General features: G+C 66.2%; 20 protein-coding genes, 1 tRNA gene and 1 other RNA gene. 17 read left to right on the top strand and 5 right to left on the bottom strand.

The window, feature by feature from the left end; all coding sequences use genetic code 11:
- Positions 1–376: 376 nt before the first annotated feature.
- Together hisN and ACFVUS_RS35790 are read right to left on the bottom strand one after the other, a co-directional pair.
- A complete protein-coding gene (hisN, locus tag ACFVUS_RS35785) occupies positions 377–1,162 on the bottom strand; it encodes a histidinol-phosphatase (RefSeq protein WP_387777015.1) in 786 nt (261 codons plus the stop codon).
- 113 nt (positions 1,163–1,275) lie between these two features.
- Positions 1,276–1,872, bottom strand: coding sequence for an NADPH-dependent FMN reductase (locus ACFVUS_RS35790; RefSeq protein ID WP_387777018.1), 597 nt, complete (start codon positions 1,870–1,872; stop codon positions 1,276–1,278).
- A gap of 140 nt (positions 1,873–2,012) precedes the next feature.
- Here ACFVUS_RS35790 and ACFVUS_RS35795 point away from each other — a divergent pair, with 140 nt between their 5' ends.
- The 11 genes from ACFVUS_RS35795 to ACFVUS_RS35845 all read left to right on the top strand — a co-directional run bounded on the left by ACFVUS_RS35795 (position 2,013) and on the right by ACFVUS_RS35845 (position 13,685).
- Positions 2,013–2,870 (top strand): helix-turn-helix transcriptional regulator, encoded by an 858-nt coding sequence (locus ACFVUS_RS35795; RefSeq protein WP_387777021.1) that lies wholly within the window; start codon positions 2,013–2,015, stop codon positions 2,868–2,870.
- Positions 2,871–3,071: 201 nt separating this feature from the next.
- Complete coding sequence (prfB, locus tag ACFVUS_RS35800) at positions 3,072–4,196, top strand: peptide chain release factor 2 (protein ID WP_375966496.1); 1,125 nt, start codon at positions 3,072–3,074, stop codon at positions 4,194–4,196.
- A gap of 5 nt (positions 4,197–4,201) precedes the next feature.
- Entirely contained in the window at positions 4,202–5,059 is an 858-nt protein-coding gene (locus ACFVUS_RS35805) for a mechanosensitive ion channel family protein (RefSeq protein WP_387777024.1), read from the top strand.
- Between the two features lie 211 nt (positions 5,060–5,270).
- The gene (ftsE, locus tag ACFVUS_RS35810; RefSeq protein ID WP_387777027.1) at positions 5,271–5,960 is read left to right on the top strand and encodes a cell division ATP-binding protein FtsE; all 690 of its coding nucleotides are present in this window, start codon (positions 5,271–5,273) and stop codon (positions 5,958–5,960) included.
- Positions 5,960–6,865, top strand: a complete 906-nt coding sequence (ftsX, locus tag ACFVUS_RS35815) for a permease-like cell division protein FtsX (protein WP_387777030.1) — start codon at positions 5,960–5,962, stop codon at positions 6,863–6,865. The genes ftsE and ftsX overlap by 1 nt, the downstream gene beginning before the upstream one ends.
- 120 nt (positions 6,866–6,985) lie before the next feature.
- The gene (gene recQ, locus ACFVUS_RS35820) at positions 6,986–9,178 is read left to right on the top strand and encodes a DNA helicase RecQ (protein ID WP_387777033.1); all 2,193 of its coding nucleotides are present in this window, start codon (positions 6,986–6,988) and stop codon (positions 9,176–9,178) included.
- A gap of 140 nt (positions 9,179–9,318) precedes the next feature.
- Positions 9,319–9,391, top strand: a tRNA-Glu gene (locus ACFVUS_RS35825).
- A 349-nt stretch (positions 9,392–9,740) separates the two neighbouring features.
- Entirely contained in the window at positions 9,741–10,430 is a 690-nt protein-coding gene (locus tag ACFVUS_RS35830; protein WP_387777036.1) for a slipin family protein, read from the top strand.
- A 209-nt stretch (positions 10,431–10,639) separates the two neighbouring features.
- Positions 10,640–11,113: an SsrA-binding protein SmpB gene (smpB, locus tag ACFVUS_RS35835; RefSeq protein ID WP_364639102.1), complete on the top strand. Its 474-nt coding sequence runs from the start codon at positions 10,640–10,642 to the stop codon at positions 11,111–11,113.
- A gap of 128 nt (positions 11,114–11,241) precedes the next feature.
- Positions 11,242–11,613: a transfer-messenger RNA gene (ssrA, locus tag ACFVUS_RS35840) on the top strand.
- A gap of 557 nt (positions 11,614–12,170) precedes the next feature.
- Positions 12,171–13,685, top strand: a complete 1,515-nt coding sequence (locus tag ACFVUS_RS35845) for an ArnT family glycosyltransferase (RefSeq protein WP_387777040.1) — start codon at positions 12,171–12,173, stop codon at positions 13,683–13,685.
- Positions 13,686–13,743: 58 nt separating this feature from the next.
- On the opposite strand, the gene ACFVUS_RS35850 is transcribed toward ACFVUS_RS35845, so the two are convergent.
- Positions 13,744–14,679 (bottom strand): undecaprenyl-diphosphate phosphatase, encoded by a 936-nt coding sequence (locus ACFVUS_RS35850; protein WP_387777043.1) that lies wholly within the window; start codon positions 14,677–14,679, stop codon positions 13,744–13,746.
- A gap of 264 nt (positions 14,680–14,943) precedes the next feature.
- Between ACFVUS_RS35850 and ACFVUS_RS35855 the strand changes: the two genes are divergently transcribed.
- Both ACFVUS_RS35855 and ACFVUS_RS35860 read left to right on the top strand, forming a co-directional pair.
- Positions 14,944–16,401, top strand: coding sequence for an alpha/beta fold hydrolase (locus ACFVUS_RS35855; RefSeq protein ID WP_387777046.1), 1,458 nt, complete (start codon positions 14,944–14,946; stop codon positions 16,399–16,401).
- 101 nt (positions 16,402–16,502) lie between these two features.
- Positions 16,503–17,789 (top strand): glycosyltransferase 87 family protein, encoded by a 1,287-nt coding sequence (locus ACFVUS_RS35860; protein WP_387777049.1) that lies wholly within the window; start codon positions 16,503–16,505, stop codon positions 17,787–17,789.
- Here the strand turns inward: ACFVUS_RS35860 and ACFVUS_RS35865 are convergent.
- Positions 17,768–18,457 (bottom strand): DUF899 domain-containing protein, encoded by a 690-nt coding sequence (locus ACFVUS_RS35865; protein WP_387777052.1) that lies wholly within the window; start codon positions 18,455–18,457, stop codon positions 17,768–17,770. The genes ACFVUS_RS35860 and ACFVUS_RS35865 overlap by 22 nt on opposite strands.
- A 166-nt stretch (positions 18,458–18,623) precedes the next feature.
- Positions 18,624–18,836, bottom strand: a complete 213-nt coding sequence (locus tag ACFVUS_RS35870) for a DUF5302 family protein (protein WP_387777055.1) — start codon at positions 18,834–18,836, stop codon at positions 18,624–18,626.
- 149 nt (positions 18,837–18,985) lie between these two features.
- Here ACFVUS_RS35870 and ACFVUS_RS35875 point away from each other — a divergent pair, with 149 nt between their 5' ends.
- The 4 genes from ACFVUS_RS35875 to ACFVUS_RS35890 all read left to right on the top strand — a co-directional run bounded on the left by ACFVUS_RS35875 (position 18,986) and on the right by ACFVUS_RS35890 (position 23,772).
- Positions 18,986–21,211, top strand: a complete 2,226-nt coding sequence (locus ACFVUS_RS35875) for an MMPL family transporter (protein WP_387777058.1) — start codon at positions 18,986–18,988, stop codon at positions 21,209–21,211.
- A gap of 91 nt (positions 21,212–21,302) precedes the next feature.
- Positions 21,303–22,550 (top strand): sensor histidine kinase, encoded by a 1,248-nt coding sequence (locus tag ACFVUS_RS35880; RefSeq protein ID WP_387777061.1) that lies wholly within the window; start codon positions 21,303–21,305, stop codon positions 22,548–22,550.
- A complete protein-coding gene (locus ACFVUS_RS35885) occupies positions 22,547–23,221 on the top strand; it encodes a response regulator (protein WP_387777064.1) in 675 nt (224 codons plus the stop codon). The genes ACFVUS_RS35880 and ACFVUS_RS35885 overlap by 4 nt, the downstream gene beginning before the upstream one ends.
- A 59-nt stretch (positions 23,222–23,280) precedes the next feature.
- Positions 23,281–23,772, top strand: coding sequence for a MarR family winged helix-turn-helix transcriptional regulator (locus tag ACFVUS_RS35890; protein ID WP_387777067.1), 492 nt, complete (start codon positions 23,281–23,283; stop codon positions 23,770–23,772).
- Positions 23,773–23,774: the final 2 nt, after the last annotated feature.

The raw sequence follows: 23,774 nt of genomic DNA on the forward strand, positions 1-23,774 counted from the left end.
GATCCGCATCAATAAGCGTGGATAATAGGTTTACCCAAGGTATTTCGCGATAAACGCGTCGAATCTGCTTGTGTGCAAGGTGATTTGCTGCGTCGCGAGTCTTGCATAAGCGGGAACTCGGTGCGGTTATTTCGTTTCGGTCACGCCAACTGTCAAGCCTCACTACGTTTTTCGACGAGACGAAAGGAGGATTGGTTATGTTGTCAGGACTCGTCTCTGTGGTTACCAGTCTGCTCAGCGGCCTCGTAGGGGTGCTCATCGGCACACCCGGCGGTGGCGGCGGCGGTTCCGCCTAGATCTCGACCGAACGAACGTGAACGCCCCCGCACTGCAGGCGGGGGCGTTCGTGTGTTCGGGGTATCAGGCGGCCAAGGGTTCAGGCAGCGAGCGCGGCCAGAACCTGGTCCTGCAGATGGGAATTCGTCGCCACGGCACTGCCGCCGTGCGGTCCGGGATTGCCGTCGAGCGAGGTGAACGTGCCACCCGCCTCACGAATCAGAATGTCGAGCGCCGCCATATCCCACAGCGACAGTTCGGGTTCGGTGACGATATCCACCGCACCCTCCGCCAGCAGCGTGTATCCGAAGAAATCGCCGTAACCGCGGGTCCGCCACACCTCATCGGTGAGCGCGATCAACTTGGCCCGCCGCCCGATCGCCCGCCAGCCCGACAGCGAGGAGATCGCCAGGCTGGCCGCGCCCAGTTCGGCCACCGCCGACACCGAGATGGCCTTGGGCTCGGACTGCTCGAAACTCGTCCACGCGCCCGCGCCCGCCGCCGCCCACCAGCGCCGCGACAGCGCCGGGGCGCTCACCACGCCCACCACCGGTACGCCGTCCTCCAGCAGTGAGATCAGCGAGGCCCACACCGGCACCCCGCGCACGAAATTCTTGGTGCCGTCGATCGGATCGATCACCCACTGCCGCCCGCTGAACTCGGCATCCCCGCCGAATTCCTCACCGAGCACCAGATCGTCCGGCCGCTCGGCCCCCAGCGCCTCGCGCACCATGCGCTCCACGGCCAGGTCAGCGTCCGATACCGGCGTCAGATCCGGCTTGGAATCGATCTTCAGATCGAGTGCGCCGAACCGATCACGGGTAATGGCGTCGGCCGCGTCGGCCAGCCGCAGGGCGAGTTCGAGATCACTGGAGTAGGTGGTCACTCGCAACACGCTAGCGCCCCCGGGTTACCGTCGCGCGTCGGCCGCAAACTTCTCGCATTCATCGCGCTGCGGTAGAGCGGCCGCCACCCGCATCGCAGCCGGTCGCAGCCGGTTCACGCGGACACGCTGAGTTCGCGCGCATTCGCCAGAGCGCTTGACCACCAGCGCAATTGGTCGAGCATGGCCGCGGCCGCCGCCTCCGGCGCCGCCGGATCGAGCAGCTCGCCGTCCGGGCCGAAGAGCAGGAAGAACTTCGGGAAGATCAGATACTCCCGCACCGTGTGCGCGTTGAGCTCGGTGAACACATGCCGCAGATGATTGATCGCCATCAACCCGCCGCTGCTGCCGCCGTATCCGACGAAGCCGATCACCTTGCGCTGCCACTGCGTGAAATGCCAGTCGATGGCCGTCTTCAACGACGCCGGATAGCTGGCGTTGATATCGGGCGTCACGATCACCACCGCATCGGCAGCATCCAGTCGCGCGGTCAACTCCGCGGTGCCCGCCGGACGCGGCGGATTCGGCTCGACCATCGGCGACACCGCCGGAAGTTCATGCGGCAGTGGATAATCCGCCAGATCGATGACATCCACCTCGAAAACCCCGTGCCGCCGTGCCTGTTTCGCGAACCAGGCCGCCGGCACCGGTCCGAAACGCCCCTCCCGGGTGCTGCCGATGATCACCGCGAGGCGGGGAGCTGTGCTGCTCATGGGAACTCCTTCGAATGCGCCGCGACCGGACGGCCGCTCACCAACGACTCTGCGGCCCACCGCGCCACCCAGGGAGACCGTGCCGAGAGTGGTAGTGGCAGGGACAGTCTCGGCCGCGCGAACCTTGGTACCGTCGAAGCGTGAGCGACAACGAGCTGGGGCTGTTCCTGCGCAACCGCAGGGAGGCGACCACGCCCGTCGAGGTGGGGTTGCCCGCCGGAGTGCGTCGCCGCACACCCGGACTGCGTCGCTCCGAACTCGCCACCCTCGCCGGGGTCAGCGTCGAATACCTGACCCGGCTGGAACAGGGACGCGATCGGCGGCCATCGGCGTCGGTGCTGTCCGCCCTCGCCGACGCGCTCCGCATGACCAGGACCCAGCGGGTGCATCTGCATCAACTCGGCAAGGGTGCGGATCCGGGATTCAGCTGCATGGGCGGCGGCGGCCCGAACCGACAGGTGCGCCCCGCCATTCGAGCCATTCTCGATCAACTCGAGCCCGCACCCGCGGTCGTGATGAACCGGCTCAGCGAGATACTCGCCTATACCGAGGGCTATCGCAGCCTGATGGCCCCGCTCGGCCTACTGGACGGCGGCGACCCCGGCAGTTACGCCCGCTTCGTCCTCGCCGATCCGCGTGCCCGCACCGTGTACCCGGATTGGGAACACAAGGCGGACAAATGCGTCGCCTCGCTCAAACAGGGGCCCGGCCGCTCGGATCCCCAATTGGCCGTCCTCATGGACGAACTCACCATTACCGCCGGTGAGGACTTCACCCGGCGCCTGGACACCATCCCCGGCCTGCCCGATCACAACGGCGTCGGCCGCCTGCTGCACCCCGAAGCCGGAATGCTTCGCCTGGCCTACGAAACCCTGCACCTCTCGGCCGACGACGACCAGTACGTCATGGTCTACCTGCCCGCCGACGAGGCCACCGCCGCCGCGCTGGACACCCTCGTCGGCCGCAAACCCGGCAGCCTGCGCGCCGTCGCCGGTTGAAGAGCCGCCCCCGCGACAACTCCGCACTTCGCCGCATCGGCCGCCCCGACTTGACCGTGGCGCGGCCGTTGCGCGCGTGAGCGTGCGCCGCCGCGCGCCCATCGAACCTCTCCGGCGGTCCCGTCCGCCCACCGGCCGCGGCGCACGCGGCCGATCTCCCTTTGTTCATCGACCTTGAAAGGGGCGGTAACCTTGACAACCGTGCATCCTGACGTCTCCGCTGACCTGGCCGAACTCGACTCGACTCTGAAGACCATCGAGTCGGTGCTCGACATCGAGGAATTGGTCCGGCGGATCGACGAATTGGAACAGCAGGCCGCTGATCCCGAACTCTGGAACGACCAGGACCACGCCCAGGCCGTCACCAGCGAGCTCTCGCACGCCCAGAGCGAACTGCGCCGCGTCCAGGAGCTGCGCCAGCGGCTCGAGGATCTGCCGGTGCTGTACGAACTCGCCGAGGACGAGGAGGGCGACGCGCGCGCCTCCGCTCTCGCCGACGCGGACGCCGAACGGGCCACCCTGCACGGCGATGTGGAGGCCCTCGAGGTCCGCACCCTGCTGTCCGGCCAGTACGACAAGCGTGAGGCGCTGGTCAATATTCGTTCGGGCGCGGGTGGCGTGGACGCCGCCGACTGGGCGCAGATGCTGATGCGCATGTACGTGCGCTGGGCCGAACGGCACAAGTACAGCGTCGAGATCTACGACACCTCCTACGCCGAAGAGGCGGGCATCAAGTCCGCGACCTTCGCTGTGAAATCGCCCTACGCCTACGGCACATTGTCGGTGGAAATGGGTACGCACCGACTTGTGCGCATCAGTCCGTTCGACAACCAGGGTCGTCGCCAGACCTCGTTCGCCGAGGTCGAGGTGCTACCCGTGGTGGAGACCACCGACCACATCGAGATCCCGGACGGCGAGGTGCGCGTCGATGTGTACCGGTCCTCGGGTCCCGGCGGTCAGTCGGTCAACACCACCGACTCGGCGGTGCGCCTGACGCACATTCCGACCGGCATCGTCGTCACCTGCCAGAACGAGAAATCCCAACTCCAGAACAAGATTTCGGCCATGCGCGTGCTGCAGGCCAAACTGCTGGAGCGCAAGCGGCAGGAAGAGCGCGCCCAGATGGACGCGCTCAAGACCAATGAGGGCGCGTCCTGGGGCAACCAGATGCGCTCCTACGTTCTGCACCCGTATCAGATGGTCAAGGATCTCCGGACCAGCTACGAGGTCAACAATCCCTCGGCCGTGCTCGACGGCGATATCGATGGCTTCATCGAATCCGGAATCCGCTGGCGGATGCGGGAGCAGTCGACCACCCAGGGGTAATTCATATGGTTTCGATTCTGGCCGCGAATACCGGCGCCGATCTAGGTAATTGGCTCCGGTCCAGCGGTCTCGAGATCGTGCTGCTCATCGTCGGTGCGATGTTGTTCTCGCGTGCGGCCACCTACGTGCGCGACCGGATCACCCGCAAGATCGACACCTCCTTCCGCAGCAGCGATTCGCTGGTGCGGTCGGAGGCGGCCAAACACCGGCACGCGCTGGCGCAGGTCATCACCTGGGTCGTGCTGTCCATCGTGTATTTCCTGGTGGCGCTGGAAGTGTTGCGCCGCATGGGATTCCAGCTCGGCGGCCTGGTGGCCCCGGCGGCGGTGCTCGGCGCGGCGCTCGGTTTCGGCGCACAGCGCGTGGTGCAGGATCTGCTCGCCGGATTCTTCCTGATCACCGAAAGGCAGTACGGCTTCGGTGATGTCGTGCGCATCGCCGTCACTGGCTCCAGCGTGGAGGCCGAGGGTACGGTCGAGGACGTCACGTTGCGCGTCACCACCTTGCGCAGCGTCGACGGTGAAGTGATCATCGTGCCGAATGGCCAGATCGTGAAAGTGACCAACCTGTCGAAGGATTGGGCGCGTGCCGCCATCGACGTGCCCGTACCCGCGACCTCCGATATCAACAAGGTCAATGAGATCTTGCGAGAGGTGGGTGCGAAAGCGTTCGCCGATCGCAAGCTGAAGACCCTGCTGCTGGACGAGCCCAGTGTCATGGGTGTCGAAGATCTCACGGTCAATCAGGTCAATATCAAGATGGTGGCCCGGACACTGCCGGGCAAACAGTTCGAAGTCGGTCGTGAGCTGCGGGTGCGGGTGGCCGCGGCGCTCCGCCGGGAGGGTTTGAGTGAAAACACGTAAGTCCACGGCGATCCTCATTACGGTCTGGGTCGCCACGTTCGTTCTCTACCTGTTCGTGAAACCCGAAACCACCACGGGGCCGGACTATCCGGCCTTCGTGAACTCGGTACTCAGCAACCCGATGTCTGGCCCAACTGAGCCATCCGCCCGCTAACGGCGTGTCTGCGCGGCGTGGCCGGGTAACGGTCACGTCTCGCTAGACTGGGCTCCCGTGATAACCCTGGCGAACGTCACCAAGTCCTATAAGACCTCGACGCGGCCCGCCCTGGACAACGTCTCGGTCGACATCGGAAAAGGTGAGTTCGTCTTCGTGATCGGACCATCGGGATCCGGTAAGTCGACCTTCATGCGATTGCTGCTCAAGGATGAGAAGCCGACCGCCGGCGAAGTCTGGGTCGCCGACTTCCGGGTCGATAGGCTACCGGCCCGCAAAGTGCCCAAACTGCGGCAGCGCATCGGCTGTGTGTTCCAGGATTTCCGGCTGCTGCAACAGAAATCGGTCGAGCAGAATGTCGCTTTCGCGCTGGAGGTGATAGGCAAATCGCGCACCTTCATCCACCGCGCGGTGCCCGAAGCGCTCGATATGGTGGGACTTTCCGGCAAGGCCGATCGCCTGCCCAGTGAGCTGTCCGGCGGTGAACAGCAGCGCGTGGCCCTGGCCCGTGCCTTCGTGAACCGGCCCCTGGTACTGCTCGCCGACGAGCCCACCGGCAACCTCGATCCCGAGACCAGCGCCGACATCATGACCCTGCTCGAGCGCATCAACCGCACCGGCACCACGGTGGTGATGGCCACCCACGACAACACCATCGTCGACGCCATGCGACGGCGGGTGGTCGAGTTGGATCGCGGCAGACTGGTCCGCGATGAGGAGATGGGCGTCTACGGGGTGGGCCGGTAATGCGCCTCGGATTCCTTTTCGGTGAGGTTTTCACCGGCCTGCGCCGCAATATCACCATGACCATCGCCATGATCCTGACCACCGCGGTCTCGCTCACCATGCTGGGCGGTGGCCTGCTCGCGGTGCGCATGGCGGACAAGATCCAGGACTACTACGTCCAGCGGGTCGAGATCCGGCTGTATCTGGACGACGACGTCTCGCGCACGGATCTGGACTGCACGCAGGAACCCTGCAAAACGCTGATGTCCGATCTGAAGAAGCACGGCGATGTGGCGAGCGTGCAGTTCGTCAACAGTGTGGACGCGGTGAAGGAGGTCAAGGAGACCACCTTCAAGGATCAGCCCGGACTCGCCGACGAGGTGAGCAAGGACGGACTGCCCGCGTCGTTCCGGGTGAAGCTCAACGATGTGACCAAATACCGGTCCATCTATGACGATTTCGCCAAACGGCCCGGCGTCATGACGGTGCTGAACGATATGGACATCGTCGACCGGCTGGTGAGTTTCTTTGTCGGACTTCGCAATGCGGCCTTCGGGCTGGCGGCGTTGCAGGCGCTGGCGGCGCTGCTGCTGATCGCGAATATGGTGCAGGTCGCGGCGCTGGCGCGCAAGACCGAGGTCGGGATCATGCGGTTGGTCGGCGCGACGCGCTGGTACACCCAGCTGCCGTTCCTGTTGGAAGCGGTGTTCGCGGCGGCCATCGGCTCGGCGCTGGCCATCGGCGGCCTGTTCATCGCGCAACCGCTGGTGATCAACCGGGCGCTCGGCAGTCTGTTCAATGATCAAGTGCTGCCGCGCATCACCGGCGACGATATCGCCACCGTGGCGTTGATCGTCACGCCGATCGGCATCGGATTCGCGGCACTCGCCGCCTACGCCGCACTGCGGTACTACGTCCGCGAGTGAGATCGCTCACGCCCGCCCGGGATTCGCATACCTCGTGAACCGGGCGGGTGGGGGTGCGAAGTTGCGCATCGTGTGCGGAAGGCGAAACGGGTGTCGGGCGGGATCCGTAGGATTGCGCGGGTGAGTGCACCGGAGGTCGAGACCGTCGCAGCCAACGCAGCCGCTATGGATGCGGAAAGCGCTGCGGCGCACCAGGTTCTGCAGAAGACGTTCGGCTACGACAGTTTCCGCGGGCCGCAGCGCGCGATTGTCGAGCAGGTCATCTCGGGTGGGGATGCGCTGGTGCTCATGCCCACCGGCGGCGGTAAATCACTGTGCTATCAGATTCCCGCGCTGGTGCGGCCGGGTGTGGGCGTGGTGGTGTCACCGCTCATCGCGCTCATGCAGGATCAGGTCGACGCGCTGAACGCTGTCGGCGTGCGCGCGGGCTTCTTGAATTCCACCCAGTTCCCGGATGAGCGGCGCGCGGTCGAGGCGGCGTTCGTGGCGGGGGAGCTGGATTTGCTCTACCTCGCGCCCGAGCGATTGCGGCTGGAATCCACCGCGCAATTGCTCGATCGCGGCAAGATCGCGCTGTTCGCCATTGACGAGGCGCACTGTGTCTCGCAGTGGGGCCACGACTTCCGGCCCGACTATCTGGCGCTGTCCATGCTGCATCAGCGCTGGCCGGACGTGCCGCGCATCGCGTTGACCGCCACGGCCACGGCGGCCACGCGCAAGGAGATCGCCGAGCGGCTCGATCTCACCGACGCCAAGCATTTCGTGGCCAGCTTCGACCGGCCCAATATCCAATACCGGATCGAAGGTAAGAACCGGCCGGAACAGCAGCTGCTGGCATTCATTCAGAGCGAGCACGCCGGGGATGCCGGGATCGTCTACTGCCTCTCGCGCAATTCGGTGGAGAAGACGGCCGCGTTCCTGTCCGCCAACGGGGTGACGGCGGTGCCGTATCACGCGGGGTTGGACAATCGCACCCGCGCGACGAACCAGTCGCGGTTCCTGCGTGAAGACGGGCTGGTCGTGGTCGCCACCATCGCCTTCGGCATGGGCATCGACAAACCCGATGTGCGTTTCGTCGCGCATCTGGATCTGCCGAAATCGGTGGAGGGCTACTACCAGGAGACCGGCCGTGCCGGCCGTGACGGCCAATCCTCCACCGCGTGGATGGTCTACGGCCTCAGTGATGTTGTGCAGCAACGCAAGATGATCGACTCCTCCGAGGGCGATGCCATGCATCGCCGTCAGTTGCAGCTGCATCTGGACGCCATGCTGGCGCTCTGCGAAACCGTCGAATGCCGCCGCACCCAGCTACTCGCGTACTTCGGGCAGCCGGGGGAACCCTGCGGTAACTGCGACACCTGCCTCAACGCCCCCGAATCGTGGGACGGCACCGTGCCCGCGCAGAAGGTGCTCTCCACCATCCTGCGGCTCAAACGCGAACGCGGGCAGAGCTTCGGCGCGGGCCATATCGTCGACATCCTGATCGGTAAGCGAAACCCCAAGGTGGAGCAGCACGCCCACCATGAACTCAAGGTCTTCGGCATCGGCGCGGACCTGCGCGATATCGAATGGCGCGGCGTGGTCCGCCAACTCCTGGCCCAGGGCCTGCTCGCCGTGCACGGCGACTACGGTGTGCTCACCCTCACCGATTCCTCCAACGAGGTGCTCTTCGAGGGCCGCCAGGTCAAACTCCGCCGCGAACCCGAACGCACCAAGCCCGCCCGAACCGCCAAGTCCGCCAAGGGTTCCCGCCCCGCCGCCGACCTGGCCCCCGGCGATGCCGACCTCTTCGAACGCCTGCGCACCTGGCGCGGCGCCACCGCCAAGGAACAGGGCGTCCCCGCCTACGTCGTCTTCCACGACGCCACCCTGCGCGAAATCGCCGCCCGCAAACCGGCAACCCTCGCCGACCTCGGCACCATCTCCGGCATCGGCGAGAACAAGCGCGCCAAATACGGCGAAGGCGTCCTCGAGGTGATCGCGGGCGGTGCCTCCGAATCGCCGTCCGCTCCGGCGGCCCCCGCGAACCCGGCCCGCCCCGCGAGCCGCTTCGGCGCTCCAGCCGCCACCCCGGCGCGTGAATCCGCCCCGCCCGCAACCGGATCCACCGCTCGCCCGGCCGTGGCCGCGCCGAGCGATCCCGCTGTCGGATCCAAACCGCAGCCGAGCGCCACCCGGTCCGCACCGCCCCCGTCCCGCCCCGGCGGCCGTCCCGCTGCGACCCCCGCCGTGGCGCCCTCGCCCTACGACGACGTCCCCTGGCCCGACGACATGCCCCCCGACTTCGACGAACTACCACCCGACTTCGGCTGACCCGATCCGGCCGGCGGTGGCCGCGGAGTGTGTCCAAGGCCGCTGGCAGCGGATTTGGTTGCTGGGCGGGAGCGCGATAAGCTTTCGGAGCTGCCACGGTGGGCGTCGGAATCTTCCGGATGTTGATCGTGAGCGACCTTGGTCCCGTCGTCTAGCGGCCTAGGACGCCGCCCTCTCAAGGCGGTAGCGCGGGTTCAAATCCCGTCGGGACTACAACGAAACCCCAGCCATCGGCTGGGGTTTTCGCATTTCCGGGGGCGCGATTAAATCGGTCGCGTGGATCGGGATGTTCTGGATACCTTGGAAGTCGGCCGCGAGTCAGGGGCGCACCGGAATCTCCGGAGCGCGTTCCCCATATCGGTTGCGGTCAACTTTCTGGTGACGCAGGTCTTCGATCTGCCGAGGTTCGACTCCTTAGCGTGATGCGCCCTGCCCGGATGTTCGCGGTCGTGCGGCTTTGCGAGCTCTCCGTCCGCGGACGGGGGAGGCTCCCGCCGTACACCGTGCCGGGCAGGGCGTATCCGGTCGTCACCGAATCATCAGGCGCGGCAAGGAGGTTGATATGACGAAGCTGAAGATGTTCACCAATACCTATGCGACCGTTATGGATTGGCAGCGCACGCTGCTGTACCGGGACGGGATGCTGGAGCGGGTGCTGGAACCGGGACGGCACCGATACGACGCTGAACGCTGCACGCTGGTCAGCGTCGATATGCGCCCGCGCCTGCTGCAGGTGGGCGGGCAGGAACTGCTCACCCGCGATGGCCTCTCGGTACGGGTGAGCTACGCCGCCGACTGGGTGGTCATCGATCCGGTGGCCTTCACCACCGGCGCGCAATTCGCCGAACCCGTGCTCTACGGCGCGATCCAGGAAGCCGTTCGCGATCTGATCGCCGCGCACACGCTCGATGAGCTGGTCGCCGATCGCGCGCTCCTCAACGGTGACGTGCAGCGCGTAGCCACGGCGGTCGAGCACCTGGGTATCAAGGTATCCGGGCTTCGGGCCAAGGATCTGATGCTGCCGGGCGAGCTGCGCAAGGCCGCACTGGAGACGGTGCTGGCCCGTGAGCGCGGTCGTGCCGAATTGGAGCGGGCCCGCGCCGAGGCGGCCGCACTGCGTTCGCTGGCCAATACCGCCAAGCTGCTCGACGAGCACCCGGCGCTGCTGCGCCTGCGCACCTTGCAGGTCGCCACCGCGCCAGGCGCGAAGATCGTGCTCGACGCGGGGATCGGATCGCGGCTCCCGGAGTAGAGCGTTGGGTCGCGGCCTCGTAACCGGTGTGGTGGGCAGCAGTCCCGGCACGGAGCAGGGTCCGCGCTCCGGAATAATCGGTCGGCCGCGGCCATTACTCTGGGTCGCGATAAAGACGACAGCGGTTCGACCGGGGCCGGGATCGGCGCCCGGGACACAGCTCGGTGCGGAAGGTGTTCCGTGCCGGGCGACGCGACGATTGAGGGAGCATGAAGGAGAAGGGGCGCAAGGTAATCGCCAGCAACCGCAAGGCGCGGCACAACTACGCGATTATCGACACCTACGAGGCGGGGATCGCGCTGGTGGGTACCGAGGTGAAGAGCCTGCGCGAGGGGAAGGCGTCTTTGGTGGACGCCTACGCGACGATCGATGACGGTGAGGTCTGGCTGCGCGGTCTGCACGTGCCGGAGTTCTCGCACGGCAGCTGGACCAACCACGCGCCGCGGCGCACGCGCAAGCTGCTGCTGCACCGCCGCGAGATCGACAAGCTGGTCGGCAAGACCAAGGAGTCCAGCCTCACGCTGGTCCCGCTGTCCATGTACTTCTCGGACGGCAAGGTGAAGGTCGAGCTGGCGCTGGCCCGCGGTAAACAGGACTACGACAAGCGTCAGGACCTGGCCAAGCGCGATGCCGAGCGCGAGGTCACCCGCGAGATCGGCCGCCGGATCAAGGGCATGCGCTGAGCGTGGGTTCGCCGGTGGCGAACACCCCGCGTGACGCGCGGATAATGGGATGATCCGCTGTTTGGGTGGTGTTAATATGAATCGCCCGGTGCGAGCCGGGCAGTTCACTCGAATCGGTGAACACAGACGGGGCTGAACGGTTTCGACTGCGTACGTTGATTCAGGGGAAGCGTGTCAGTGCAGGCAGGAGACCACTGTATAAGCGTCGCTGCAACCCTATAAGCGCCGATTCCAATCAGCGCGACTACGCTCTCGCTGCCTAAGCAGTAGAGCGTGTCTGTCAGCCCGGGTTCGCCCTCGACCCGGTCACTGGCATCAGCTAGAGGGCTTACCGTTCGGCTCGGTCGCGGAGTCGGACGGAACATCAAACAGCGACTGGGATCGTCATCTCGGCTTGTTCGCATGACTGAGAGATCCGAGTAGAGACGTTGCGAACTGCACACGGAGAAGCCCTGAAAATGCGGCGGAGGACCCGGGTTCGATTCCCGGCAGCTCCACTGACACGAAGGCCCGGTCCACACGGACCGGGCCTTCGTCGTTGGAATCGACTTGGTGCCCACTTAGTGAAATAACATATTTTCAAAACAAAGACATGCCAATAGTTTCGGGGGCATGTGGCACGCATTGTCACCACTGAGGAACACTGCGTGAATAGAAACCGGCGAGTAACAGGTATTTCCGTTTCTCCGGATCGAATCCCCGGCCGTCGGCGGGCAATGTCGGAATTCGTAACCTGGGTCACATTCATTCAAAGCAAACTGCTATCACGAGCCCCCGTGGTCCATTTGCGGGTTCCAGTGATACAAACTAATATTTCACAAAATTGCACAATCCGAGCAGGTCCGAGCGTGCGCGCTCATCAAGTTCGCTGCCGGGGAGGAATCGGTTCACCAGCGAACAGATCGCGCGCGACACCACCGTGTAGCGGCGTCGAACGCGTCTGTCGGAAAGCTCTTGGGGGCAGTTCATGGCATCGGTCTTTGCGCTTCGCGCCGAGCCACAGGTTATTTCGGATAGGCATACTCATCCACCTCATCCACAGTTCGCTTTCCGCGGTGTGGCCCTGATCGCATTGATCTCCGGGATAGCGCTGACCGTGACGGCCGGCCGCTATGACTTCTTCGGCGACGAACTCTATTTCCTTTCCTCCGGCCGGCGACTCGACTACACCTACGCCGATCAGGGCGTGGTGGTGCCGCTCTTCGCCCGGATAGCGGATGTGCTGGCACCCGGTTCGCTGATCGCATTGCGATTCCCGGCCGTGCTGATGTGCGTCGGCGCGATCGTGGTGGCGGCATTGATCGCCTACGAACTCCGCGGCAATCGCCGCGTCCAGATGCTCGCCGCGGGCACCTATGCGACGTCCTACCTGGTGGTGACCCAGGTCGCCCTGAGCACCTTCTCCTTCGACGCCACCCTCACCGCCGTGATCACCTGGCTGCTCATCCGCTGGGTTCGCACCAGGCAGGACCGGCTGATCATCGTGGCGGGACTCGTGGCCGCGGTGGATATGCAGGTGAAGTGGATGATCCCGATCGTCTGGGCCTGCCTGGGCCTGGCGGTCATCGCCTGCGGTCCCCGGGAGGTGCTGCGCCGCCCCGCGCTGTGGATGGCGAGTGCGATCCTGGCCCTGTCCCTGGTGCCGATTCTGATCTGGCAGTCCCGGCACAACTGGCCGCAGCTGGCCATGGGCAAGATCATCGGCGCCGAACAGGACGCCACCGGCTACGGTCCGATCGGATTCCTGCCGCAGTGGCTCGGCCTGGCCGGATTCCTGGGCACCCTGATGATCGCCGCCGGATTCTGGGGCGTGTGGAAGATGGAATCGCTGCGGCCGTACCGCTTCATCGCGGCCGCGCTCGTCATCATGACCGTATTCGTCATCATCACGCACGGCCGGCCCTACTATCCGACCGGCTTCTTCCCCGCCATGTTCGCCCTCGGTGCGGTCACCTTCTGGCAATTCGACCGCAAGCGCTGGATGAACCTCGCGATGATCCCGCTCATCGCGGTCACCGTGGTGACCTATATCGGCACGCTGACCTTGATGCCGCTGCCGTCCAGCTGGCGCACCCAGACCTACGACGCCATCGACCTGGGCTTCCGCTCGGGCCTGTGGGGTACCACCAATTGGGACAAGCTCGTTGCGGCCGTCGACACCGGGTACGACACCCTGACGCCGGAACAGAAATCGAACTCCGCCATTGTCGCCCAAGGCTATTGGCAGGCGGGCGCCATCGAGGAGCTGGGCGGCCGGTACGACCTGCCCGCCACCTACAGCCCCAGCCGCGGCTTCGGCTTCTTCGGCCCGCCCCCGGACAGTGCCACCACGGTGGTCTTTGTCGGCCTGGACACCGCCGAACCCGACCTGCGTTCCCGCTTCGGCAAGGTCGAACGCGTGGCCCGGCTCGACGACCCGATGGGCATCCCCGGCATCGATCGCATGGTCTCGGTGTGGAAATGCCAGGACCCCAAGCAGTCCTGGTCGACCATGTGGGACTCCATGACCACCCTCTACTTCGATCTCGGCCAGTGGCGTGATCCGAGATGGACCACGCGCCCCACGCACTGACGACTCCCGTCGAGGCCCGGTTCATCAGGACCGGGCCTTCGTCGTCCGACCGTCGGCGTCAGCCGAAGTGCAGTAGTGAGACGGTGCCCGCGATCAGGCAGTAGAGAGCGAAGACGAGCAGGGTTCGGGTGCGGAAGTGGTGCTCGAGGTAGCGCACCGCGAGCCAGGAGGAGATGCCGGAGGCCAAGGCGCCCAGCAGGATCGGCCCGATATCGGAGCTGGAGGCGCCCGACAGGTCGTGCAGGTCGTACAGGCCCGCTCCCAGGATGGCGGGGGTGGCGAGCATGAAGGCGAATTTGGCGGCGTGCTCGTGTTCGAGGCCGCGCCAGAGACCGCCGACCATGGCCAGACCGGCGCGACTGAAACCGGTGAGCAGTGCCCCGGCCTGAACCAGTCCGATGCCGAGGGCGTCGACGGTGGTGAGGGCGGCCAGCGGCCGATCCGCTTGCAGGCGTGGCAGTTCGGCGGTGGTGAAGACCGAGCGGCGGGTTTCCCGGCGGGCGAAGCGCCGCCCGTATTCCGCGAGTGTGGGTTCATTGCGGCGGCGCAGCGCCTCCCCGACGATCAGTGCCACGCCGTTGAGGGTGAGGAAGAGCGCGGCCGCGAAGGGGCTGGAGAACAGCTCGTGCAGCGGATGCTGGAGCAGCGGGCCGAGTACCGCCACCGGAACGCTGCCGACGACGATGAGCCAGGCCAGCCGCTGCGGCACGGTATCCACGCGCCCGGTGCGCAGCGATATGGCGAAACCCGTTGTGATGGAACGCCAGTCGCGCCGATAGTGCCACAGCAGGACCACTGCGGTCGCCACGTGCAATGCCACCACGAACGCCAGATACGGTGTATCCGTGGGGCTTTCGTCGTCCTGCGGTAGTTCGCGCCAGGCGCCCCCGAGCCAGTCGGCCATCAGGACCGAATGGCCCAGGCTGGAGATCGGGAAGAGTTCGGTGACTCCCTGCACCGCACCGATGACAATCGCTTCGAAGTAGGTGAGCATCGCGAACGAGTTTCGCACGGTGGCCTGGAAATCTCGCAGCCGGTGCGCCCGGCCGAAGCTCCGAATATGCTGTGAATCAACAGCTTTCGTCTGATTCGTACGAGATGTCCGATCTTGATCGAATTCGGCGGGCCGGGGATATAGCGGACACCCTCGTGATCATCAACCACCGATAAACGAACCTTGGGTGATTCGTCCTTGATCGTGTCGGGCGAACAGTTGATCGTGGACCGGATAGATGAAGGTGTTTCAGAGAGGTCGGCAGTGGATATTCCGCACATCAGGCACAGGTTCGTCGAGGTCGACGGGGTGCGGGTCTTCTATCGCGACGCGGGTCCGGCGGATGCGCCGGTATTGCTGCTGCTGCACGGTTTTCCGTCGGCGTCGCATCAGTTCCGGCGGTTGATGGACGCGCTCGGCGGGCGGTACCGGCTGGTCGCGCCGGACTATCCGGGGTTCGGCCATACCGAGGTGCCCGCGGGTTTCGAGTATTCCTTCGATCGGCTCGCCGATATCGCCGAAGGCTTCGTGCGGGCGCTCGAGCTGAATCGATTCGTGCTGTACGCCTTCGATTTCGGCGGTCCGGTGGGGTTCCGGCTGGCCACCCGGCATCCGGAATGGATTGCGGGACTGATCATTCAGAACGCCAATGCCTATGACGACGGCCTGTCCGAGATGGCCCGGGGGATGAGCGCCAATATGCCGGGGGTCGCGGGCGCGGCGGACAATGTCCGGCAGATCCTGGAACTGCCGGTCACCCGGAGCCAGTACGAGGGCGGCACCACCGATACCGAGCTCATCGCGCCGGACGGCTGGACCCTGGATCAGCATTTCCTGGATCTGCCGGGCCGCAAGGACGCGCAGATCGAGCTGGCGCTGAACTATCACAGCAATCTCGAGCTGTACCCGGTCTGGCAGCGGTGGCTGCGCGAGCACCGTCCGCCCGCGCTGATTCTCTGGGGTCGCAATGACGCCTTCTTCCCGGAGGCGGGGGCGCACGCCTATCTGCGCGATCTGCCCGATGCCGCGCTGCATCTCTTCGACACCGGGCATTTCGCGCTGGAGGAGAACCTGCCCGAGATCGCAGCGCTCATCGCGGACTTCGTCGACGGTCTGCGCCGCGAGCCCCTGAAGATCGCCGTCATCGGCGCGCGCGGCAATCTCGGCAGCGCGGTCGTGCGGGCCGCGCGCGCCCGGGGCATCGAGGTCACCGCGCTCGATCGGGGCGGGGTGGATGTGACCGATCCGGCCTCGATCAAGGAGGCCGTCGCCGGTCACGATGCGGTCGTGGTGGCCGTCAAGGGTCCGGATCACCTGGTGCCGCGCGGGGCGGCGGCGCTGCTGGAGGCGCTGCCGCCGGCGGGTGTGGACCGGCTGGTGTTCCTCGGTGGCGGCGGCAGCCTGGAGTACGCGCCGGGGCAGCGGTTCGTGGATTCGCCCGATTTCCCGGCCCAGTATCTGGAGACGGCGCGGGATCAGTCCGAGGCGCTGGAGATTTTCCGGGGTTCGGCGGCCGCGGTGCGCTGGTCCTATGTCAGCCCGCCGCCGGTGCATCTGCTTCCGGGGGAGGCCACCGGCGGCTATCGGGCCGAGGCCCGCGATACCCCCATCGTGGACGCCGATGGCGAAAGCCGGGTCAGCGTAGGCGATTACGCGTCCGCCATCGTCGACGCGGTGCAGCGGGATTCGTTCATTCGTGAGCGCTTCACGGTCGCGTACTGAGTCCGTTTCCGGCACCGGCCGTCCGGCATTCCCGGCCAGTTTTCCGGTGCCGGTCGGCCTCCGGTCGATTGCCGCAGCCGACCTCGGTATTCTTCGTGCGGATGAGTAGTTCCACCGCTGTAGATGTGCCGAAGTCGCTGGACCGCCGTTTCGGGCGGGTGCTGTGGCTGCTTCCGGCGTTGCTGTCGGGTTTCACGTACCTGTGCCTGACCCGGCCGGTCTGGCCGTTCTCCAAGATCACCGGTGGGTTCATCGACCTACAGGTGTACCGGATCGGCATCGAGACGCTGCGGCACGGCGGTGATCTGTACGGGCAGCTACCGCAGACCACCATCGGGATCGGGCTGCCGTTCATCTATCCGCCGTTCGCGGCGGTGATTCTGTCGCCCTTCGCGCTGCTGCCGTGGGACGCGGCGCGGTTCGCGTTCTTCGTGACCTCGGTGGTCGCTTTGGCGCTGTCGCTGTATCTGGTCGCGCGCCGGGTGTGGCCGGAACAGGGCCGCCGGGAGTTGGCGCTGTTCGCGACCGCCTGTGCGACGCCGCTGGCGCTGCTGCTGGAGCCGGTGCGCTCGACGCTCGATTTCGGGCAGGTCAATCTGCTGCTGATGGCGCTGGTGGTGGCCGACTGCCTGACCGAGAAGCCGAAGTGGAAGCGCGGCATGCTGGTCGGCATCGCGGCCGCGGTGAAGCTGACCCCGGCCGCCTTCGTGCTGTACTTCCTGATCCGCCGCGATTACAAGGCCGCCGCGACCGCCGCGATCACCGGTGCGGCCGCGACCGTACTGACCTTCCCGATCATGCCCAAGTCCTCGACGGAGTACTGGTTCGGCGGAATGGGCAATGTGTCCGGGCTGAGTGGTTCGGCGTTCCACACCAACCAGTCGATTCAGGCGGTGCTGGCGCGCTTCGGGATTCACAAGCCGCTGTTCACGCTGCTGTGGCTGGTGCTGGGCGCGCTGGTGCTGGCGCTGGTGGTGGCCGCCATGCGGCAGGCCGCGGACCGCCCGCCGCTGGCGCTGGCCATCAATGCCGTCTTCACCCTGCTGGTATCGCCGATCTCGTGGTCACACCACTGGGTGTGGATCGCTCCGGCCGTGCTCGCGATGATCGGGTACGCGACCCGGTTGCCGTGGCGTGCGGCGGCGGGCTGGTATCTGGTCACCGCGATCACCATCGCGTTCTTCGTCTACGGTCCGCAGAATTGGCTGCCGGGCGGTGACGGCAAGGAAACGCACTGGACCCCCTGGCAGCACTTCATCGGCGATTCCTATGTCTGGCTCAGCGTGCTGCTGGTGGCCCTGTACCTGGTCACCGCCCGCCGCGCCGCCGCGCCGGTCACGACGCGACAGCGGGCGGACGGAGTGGTTCAGGCTCCGGGTTCGCCGTAGGCGGCGGCGATATCCTTCGAACTGCCCCAGCGGCTGTAGGTGGGGGATTGCGGCCAGCCCGCGGGTGAGTCCTGCCATTCCTCCTGCCGGCCGTAGGGCAGCAGGTCGATGAGCGGGAAGGCGTGGCTGAGCTGTTCGGTGCCGCGCCCGTCGGTATGCCAGGTGCGGTAGACCGTATCCCCGTCGCGCAGAAACACATTCACCGCGAATCCGGCTCCGGGCGGTGCGCCGACATCCGCGCCGAAGGAGCTGTTCGCGGTGGAGTACCAGGTCATCTTGTTGCCGACCCGCCGCTTATAGGCCAGGGCCTGGTCGATGGGCCCCTGGGTGACGATGACGAAGCGCGCGTCGTAGTTGTTCAGGAACTCCAATCGGGTGAATTGCGAGGTGAATCCGGTGCAGCCGGGGCACTGCCATTCCTCGTTGTCGAACCACATATGGCTGTAGACGATCAATTGCGGTGCGTCGCCGAAGATTTCGGCCAGCCGGACCGGACCCTCCTCGCCTTCGAGGGTGTAATCGGGCATTTCCACCATCGGTAGCCGCCGGCGCTGAGCGGCGATGGCGTCCAGCTCGCGCGTGGCGGCCTTCTCGCGGACGCGCAGTGCGTCGAGTTCGCGCCGCCAGGATTCGGCGTCGACGATGGGCGGCAGTGCGGAAGTGGTCATCAGGTTTCCTCCCTGACCGGTACACAGAGTGCGGACTGTAGGTGTAGACCGCGCTCGCGCATCGAATTCATCGGTGCCGGGGGAAGAAATCGGTGCCGAAACAAGAAAAGCCCCGCACCGGTAGCACCGGTGCGGGGCTCGTCCCGCTCATGCGGACACCCGAGGGTTAGCCGCCCGCCCTGCGGCGGAAGGTGCGCTTACCGCCGGCCTGAGCACGGGTGCCGCGGACTTTGGCGTTGCTCTGGGCGGCTCCGGCCTCCGTGTGGTGGCCGTTCTTGCGTGCGAGCGCCTCGCGGAACTTGCGCTTGGTCGCCTCTTCGGGCGTCTCGTCGGCCGGGGCCTCGAGATTCCCGTTCGGTACTTCTTGTTCATCGGCCATGGGGACAGCCTGCCACCTCGGGGGCATTCGACGGCATTCCAGGCCTGCGGAACGCGTACGACGGGGGTGGACGTACTGCGGATGCAGTACGCGCAACGGCCTTCACGTGCACGATGCCGACTACAGACCCCGACCAAGAGCATTGTCACATGGCGAAATTCCTGTATCGGGTGGGCCGCTTCGCGTTCGAGAAGCGGAAGCTTGTCGTTGTGCTCTGGCTGGGGATCATGGCGGCGCTGGTGGCCGGGGCCGCCAGCGCGCCCACTCCGCCGCCGGATACGTTCTCTATTCCGGGGACGGAGTCGCAGCAGGCGTTCGATCTGCTCGCGGAACGTTTCCCGGGCACCAAATCCGATGGGGCGGAAGCCCGCATCGTCTTCGTCGCACCGGACGGGCAGCAGATCGGTTCGGACGCCAATAAGGCGGCGGTCGAGAAGATCGTGTCCGAGGTCGCGGGTGGCACGCAGGTGAAGGGCGTGCTCGATCCGTTCCAGACCGGTGCGGTCAGCAAGAACGGCACGACCGCGTACGCGACCGTGAGCTACAACGTGACCAGCGATCAGCTCACCGATGCCAGTCATGACGCGCTCACCAACGCGATCGACGCGGGCAAGGGGTCCGGGGTCACCGTCGAGGTCGGCGGGTCGGCGCTGCAACCCAAGCCCGAAATGGGCGGGGCCACCGAGGCCATCGGTATCGCCATCGCGGCCATTGTCCTGATGATCACCTTCGGTGCGTTCGCCGCGGCCGGGTTGCCATTGGTGACCGCGCTGATCGGCATCGGCGTCGGTATCGCCGCCATCGTGACCATCGGAATGTCCACCACCACGACGACGCTCGCCATGATGCTGGGGCTCGCGGTCGGCATCGACTACGCGCTGTTCATCGTGTCGCGGTACCGGACCGAACGCGCGGAGGGTTACAGCGCCCAGGAGGCGGCGGGACGTGCGGTCGGAACCGCCGGTTCCGCAGTGGTTTTCGCGGGCCTGACCGTCGTCATCGCACTGGCCGGATTGGCCGTGGTCGGTATTCCGATGCTGACCAAGATGGGTCTGGCCGCGGCGGGCACCGTCGCGGTCGCCGTCACCATCGCGCTGACCCTGCTGCCCGCGCTGCTCGGCTTCTTCCAGAACGCGGTCATGCCCAAGGCTTTCCGGCGTGTGCTGCCGATCGCGGGGCAGGCGAGCGGAAATGGCCTGAACGCCACCGAGATTCCCGATGAGAAGCCCGGAATGGCAACGCGCTGGGCGCGATTCGTGGTGCGCCGTCCGGTGGCGGTGCTGTTGATCGGCCTGGTCGGCATGGGTGTGCTGGCACTGCCGATGACGAGCCTGGAACTCGGTATGCCCGGTGACGAGGCGCAGCCGACCTCGACGACGCAGCGCCGCGCCTACGATGCGCTGGCCGCGGGATTCGGTCCCGGCTTCAACGGTCCGCTGATGATCGCGATCGACGTCAAGGGTGTCGCCGATCCGAAGGGGGCCGTGGATCAGGCGGTCAAGACCCTCACCGCGACCAAGGGCGTGGTCGAGGTGTCGCCCGCGATGTTCAACCAGGCCGGTGACGCGGCCATGCTCAATGTGATTCCGGCCAGTGGCCCGTCGTCCACCGATACCAAGGATCTGGTGCACGATCTGCGCGGCGAGGCGGCCGCGCTGAAGACCGCGACCGGTGCGACCGTGCTGGTCACCGGTGCGACGGCGATGAATATCGATGTCTCGCAGAAGATGTCGGACGCGCTGCTGCCGTATCTGGCGGTGGTGGTCGGCCTGGCCATCCTGCTGCTGATGCTGGTGTTCCGGTCCATCGCGGTGCCGATCAAGGCGGCGCTGGGCTTCCTGCTCTCGGTGGGCGCGGCGTTCGGCGTGATCGTGGCGGTGTTCCAGTGGGGCTGGCTGGCCGGTCTGATCGGCGTGCACCAGACCGGACCGGTGATGAGCATGATGCCGATCTTCCTGATCGGTGTGGTGTTCGGGCTCGCGATGGATTACGAGGTCTTCCTGGTCACCCGGATGCGGGAGGCGTACGCGCACGGTGAGAGCGCCAAGGACGCCATCGTGACTGGTTTCCGGCACAGCGGCCGGGTGGTGGTGGCCGCGGCGGCCATCATGATCGCGGTGTTCTCCGGCTTCATCGGCGGCGGTGAGGCGATGATCAAGATGATGGGTCTGGGTCTCGCGGCGGCGGTCTTCTTCGACGCCTTCATCGTTCGCATGACCCTGGTTCCGGCGGTGCTGGCGCTGCTCGGCGATAAGGCCTGGTGGCTGCCGCGGTGGCTGGCGAAGATCCTGCCGAATGTGGATGTGGAGGGCGAGAGCCTGAACCGCAAGCCGATCGCGGAACCGGAGCGGGAGCTCGAATCCGCTCGCGCCTGAATCCGAACGCATCGATGGGCCGTCCCGAGTGGGCGGCCTATCGGTCGCTTCGGGGTAGTCCGATTAGGGTTCTCGACGAGGAGGAACACCTATGACCGCCGAATGGTCGCAGTGGCCGCGCCGGCACAGCCGCGTGGTGGACGTGGTCATCGCGATCCTGCTGTGCGTGCTCGCCACCTATGCGAGCCGGTTGGCCGACCACGGCAACGGGCAGGGGCCGGTGGTGGTGCGCCCGGCGTCGATGTCGGTGTTCGCCATCTCGGCGACGGCGTCGCTGGCGCTGCTGCTGCGGCGCGAGTTTCCGCGCGCGGTGCTGGTGATCACGACGGTGTGCGGCATCGTCATCGAGGCGCTGGGCTATGAGATCTCGCTGTTGACCGCGGGCGCGTCCTTCGTGGCCATGTATTCGATCGGGTACTGGTCGAAAGATCTTCGGACGGCCAAGGTCTGGCCGATGGTGGCGGGGGCCGCGCTGCTGATCGCCTCGTTCTTCCAGCATTTCCATCCGGTGCTGACCGGCGGCCGCATCACGTTGATCGCCGGTGTCCTGGTGGCGGGCGCGTTCGCCGAGGCCGGGCGCAGCCGCCGCAACTATCTGGCCGCGCTGCACGCGCGCGCGGAATTGGCCGAGCGCACCCGCGAGGAGGAGGCGCGCCAGCGCGTCGGCGAGGAGCGCCTGCGGATCGCGCGCGAGCTGCACGATATCGTCGCGCACCATATGGCGCTGGCGCATGCCCAGGCCTCCACGGCCGCTTACCTTTTGCGCAGTCAGCCGGATCAGGCCCAGGAGATGCTGGATCAGCTGGCGGGCACCACCTCGGCGGCGCTGCGCGAGCTGAAGGCGACCGTCGGCCTACTGCGCGAGGATGATTCGGACGCACCGCTGGAGCCGACGCCGGGGCTGGCGCAATTGTCCGAGCTGCTCACCTCGTTCGAGCGCACCGGGCTGACGCTGTCGCTGTCGATCACCGGGGTGCCGCGCCCGCTGTCGCCGGGCGCGGATCTGACCGCGTACCGGATCATTCAGGAGGCGCTGACCAATGTCACCAAGCATGCGGGCACCGCGGCGGCGACGGTGCGGCTGGTGTACTCCCGGATCCTGCTGACCATCAGTGTCAGCGATGACGGCGGCGGTGAAAGCGCCGAACACGGTCGTGCCGACCGGGATTCGGAGCAGGATTCCGACAGTCAGGGTTACGGTCTGATCGGCATGAACGAACGCGCGGTCTCGGTCGGCGGTCATCTGCGGGCCGGGCGCAGGCCGGACGGCGGTTTCGAAGTCACCACCGAACTTCCGCTGGAACCTCCGAGAACCCCTGACCACGAGGACAATTCATGACCATCCGGGTACTGCTGGCCGATGATCAAGCGCTGCTGGCCGGAACCTTCCGGCTGCTGATCGATTCGGCCGAGGATATGGAAGTGGTCGGGATCGCCGGAAACGGCCGCGAGGCGGTCGATTTGGCGCAGGCGGTGCGTCCGGACGTGGTGGTCATGGATATCCGCATGCCCGGTGTCGACGGGCTGACCGCGACCCAGGAGATCTGCGCCGATCCGGAATTGCGCGAGACGCGCGTGCTCATCCTGACCACGTTCGAACTGGATGAGTATGTGGCGCAGGCATTGCGGGCCGGGGCCAGCGGTTTCCTGGGCAAGGATGTGGGCCCGGAGGAGCTGCTGCGTTCCATTCGCGCCGTCGCCGCCGGTGACGCCCTGCTCTCGCCCACCGCGACCCGCACCCTGATCGCGCGCTATCTGGCCCGGCCCGAAAGCCGGGTCAGCGCCGCGGAATCCCTGGAGGTGCTCACCGCCCGCGAGCGCGAGGTGGTCGCCATGGTGGCGGAGGGGCTCTCCAATGAGGAGATCGCCGAGAAGATGTACGTCAGCCCGCTCACCGTGCGCACCCATGTGCAGCGCGCCATGTCGAAAGTGGGCGTGCAGAATCGCGCGCAACTGGTGGTGATCGCGTTCCAATCGGGTCTGGTTCGGGTGGAACCGCCGCGTGTATAGTTAGCCACTGCAAGTAGTTGTAGTAGCTAAGTAATAAGCGTAATCGTGAAGGACCGATCATGGCGATCGTCGCCCGTGATCCAAGCGCCACAACCGAACCCGATGCGGCCGATCAGCTCGGCTCCGTGCTGGTTCGCCTCATGCGGGCGATCGGCAGGTCCAAACATCGGGTGGTCAAGCATGGCCCGGACGGGTTGGAACAACTCGCCTACGCCGTGCTCTTCTGTCTGGTCCACGACGGTCCGCAGCGCACCGGCAAACTCGCCGAACTCCTGCACGCGGAGATCTCGACCATCAGCCGCCAGACCAGAACCCTTGTCGCACACGGTCTGATATCCCGCGGCGCCGACCCCATCGACGGCCGCGCCTGCGTGCTGACCGCCACCGCCGAGGGCGAGCGGGTGTTCGCAGAGAACCGGCGGCGGCGCAATCTCTGGCTGGCCGGCCTGCTGGCCGACTGGCCCGCGGCCGACCGTGCGACCCTGATCGACCTGCTCGACCGGCTCGTGCACGACATCGAAACAACCACTGTGCCAATCGAATCGAAATAGGT

Origin of the sequence: Nocardia sp. NPDC058058 (assembly GCF_042885355.1) — a bacterium.
Taxonomy (GTDB): domain Bacteria; phylum Actinomycetota; class Actinomycetes; order Mycobacteriales; family Mycobacteriaceae; genus Nocardia.

Excerpts from the sequence above, each read along its gene's own strand:
- ACFVUS_RS35790 (WP_387777018.1), bottom strand. The coding sequence starts at position 1,872 with ATGAGCAGCACAGCTCCCCGCCTCGCGGTGATCATCGGCAGCACCCGG.
- ACFVUS_RS35805 (WP_387777024.1), top strand. The coding sequence starts at position 4,202 with ATGGTTTCGATTCTGGCCGCGAATACCGGCGCCGATCTAGGTAATTGG.
- ftsX (WP_387777030.1), top strand. The coding sequence starts at position 5,960 with ATGCGCCTCGGATTCCTTTTCGGTGAGGTTTTCACCGGCCTGCGCCGC.
- ACFVUS_RS35830 (WP_387777036.1), top strand. The coding sequence starts at position 9,741 with ATGACGAAGCTGAAGATGTTCACCAATACCTATGCGACCGTTATGGAT.
- smpB (WP_364639102.1), top strand. The coding sequence starts at position 10,640 with ATGAAGGAGAAGGGGCGCAAGGTAATCGCCAGCAACCGCAAGGCGCGG.
- ACFVUS_RS35850 (WP_387777043.1), bottom strand. The coding sequence starts at position 14,679 with ATGCTCACCTACTTCGAAGCGATTGTCATCGGTGCGGTGCAGGGAGTC.
- ACFVUS_RS35860 (WP_387777049.1), top strand. The coding sequence starts at position 16,503 with ATGAGTAGTTCCACCGCTGTAGATGTGCCGAAGTCGCTGGACCGCCGT.
- ACFVUS_RS35865 (WP_387777052.1), bottom strand. The coding sequence starts at position 18,457 with ATGACCACTTCCGCACTGCCGCCCATCGTCGACGCCGAATCCTGGCGG.
- ACFVUS_RS35870 (WP_387777055.1), bottom strand. The coding sequence starts at position 18,836 with ATGGCCGATGAACAAGAAGTACCGAACGGGAATCTCGAGGCCCCGGCC.
- ACFVUS_RS35875 (WP_387777058.1), top strand. The coding sequence starts at position 18,986 with ATGGCGAAATTCCTGTATCGGGTGGGCCGCTTCGCGTTCGAGAAGCGG.
- ACFVUS_RS35880 (WP_387777061.1), top strand. The coding sequence starts at position 21,303 with ATGACCGCCGAATGGTCGCAGTGGCCGCGCCGGCACAGCCGCGTGGTG.
- ACFVUS_RS35885 (WP_387777064.1), top strand. The coding sequence starts at position 22,547 with ATGACCATCCGGGTACTGCTGGCCGATGATCAAGCGCTGCTGGCCGGA.
- ACFVUS_RS35890 (WP_387777067.1), top strand. The coding sequence starts at position 23,281 with ATGGCGATCGTCGCCCGTGATCCAAGCGCCACAACCGAACCCGATGCG.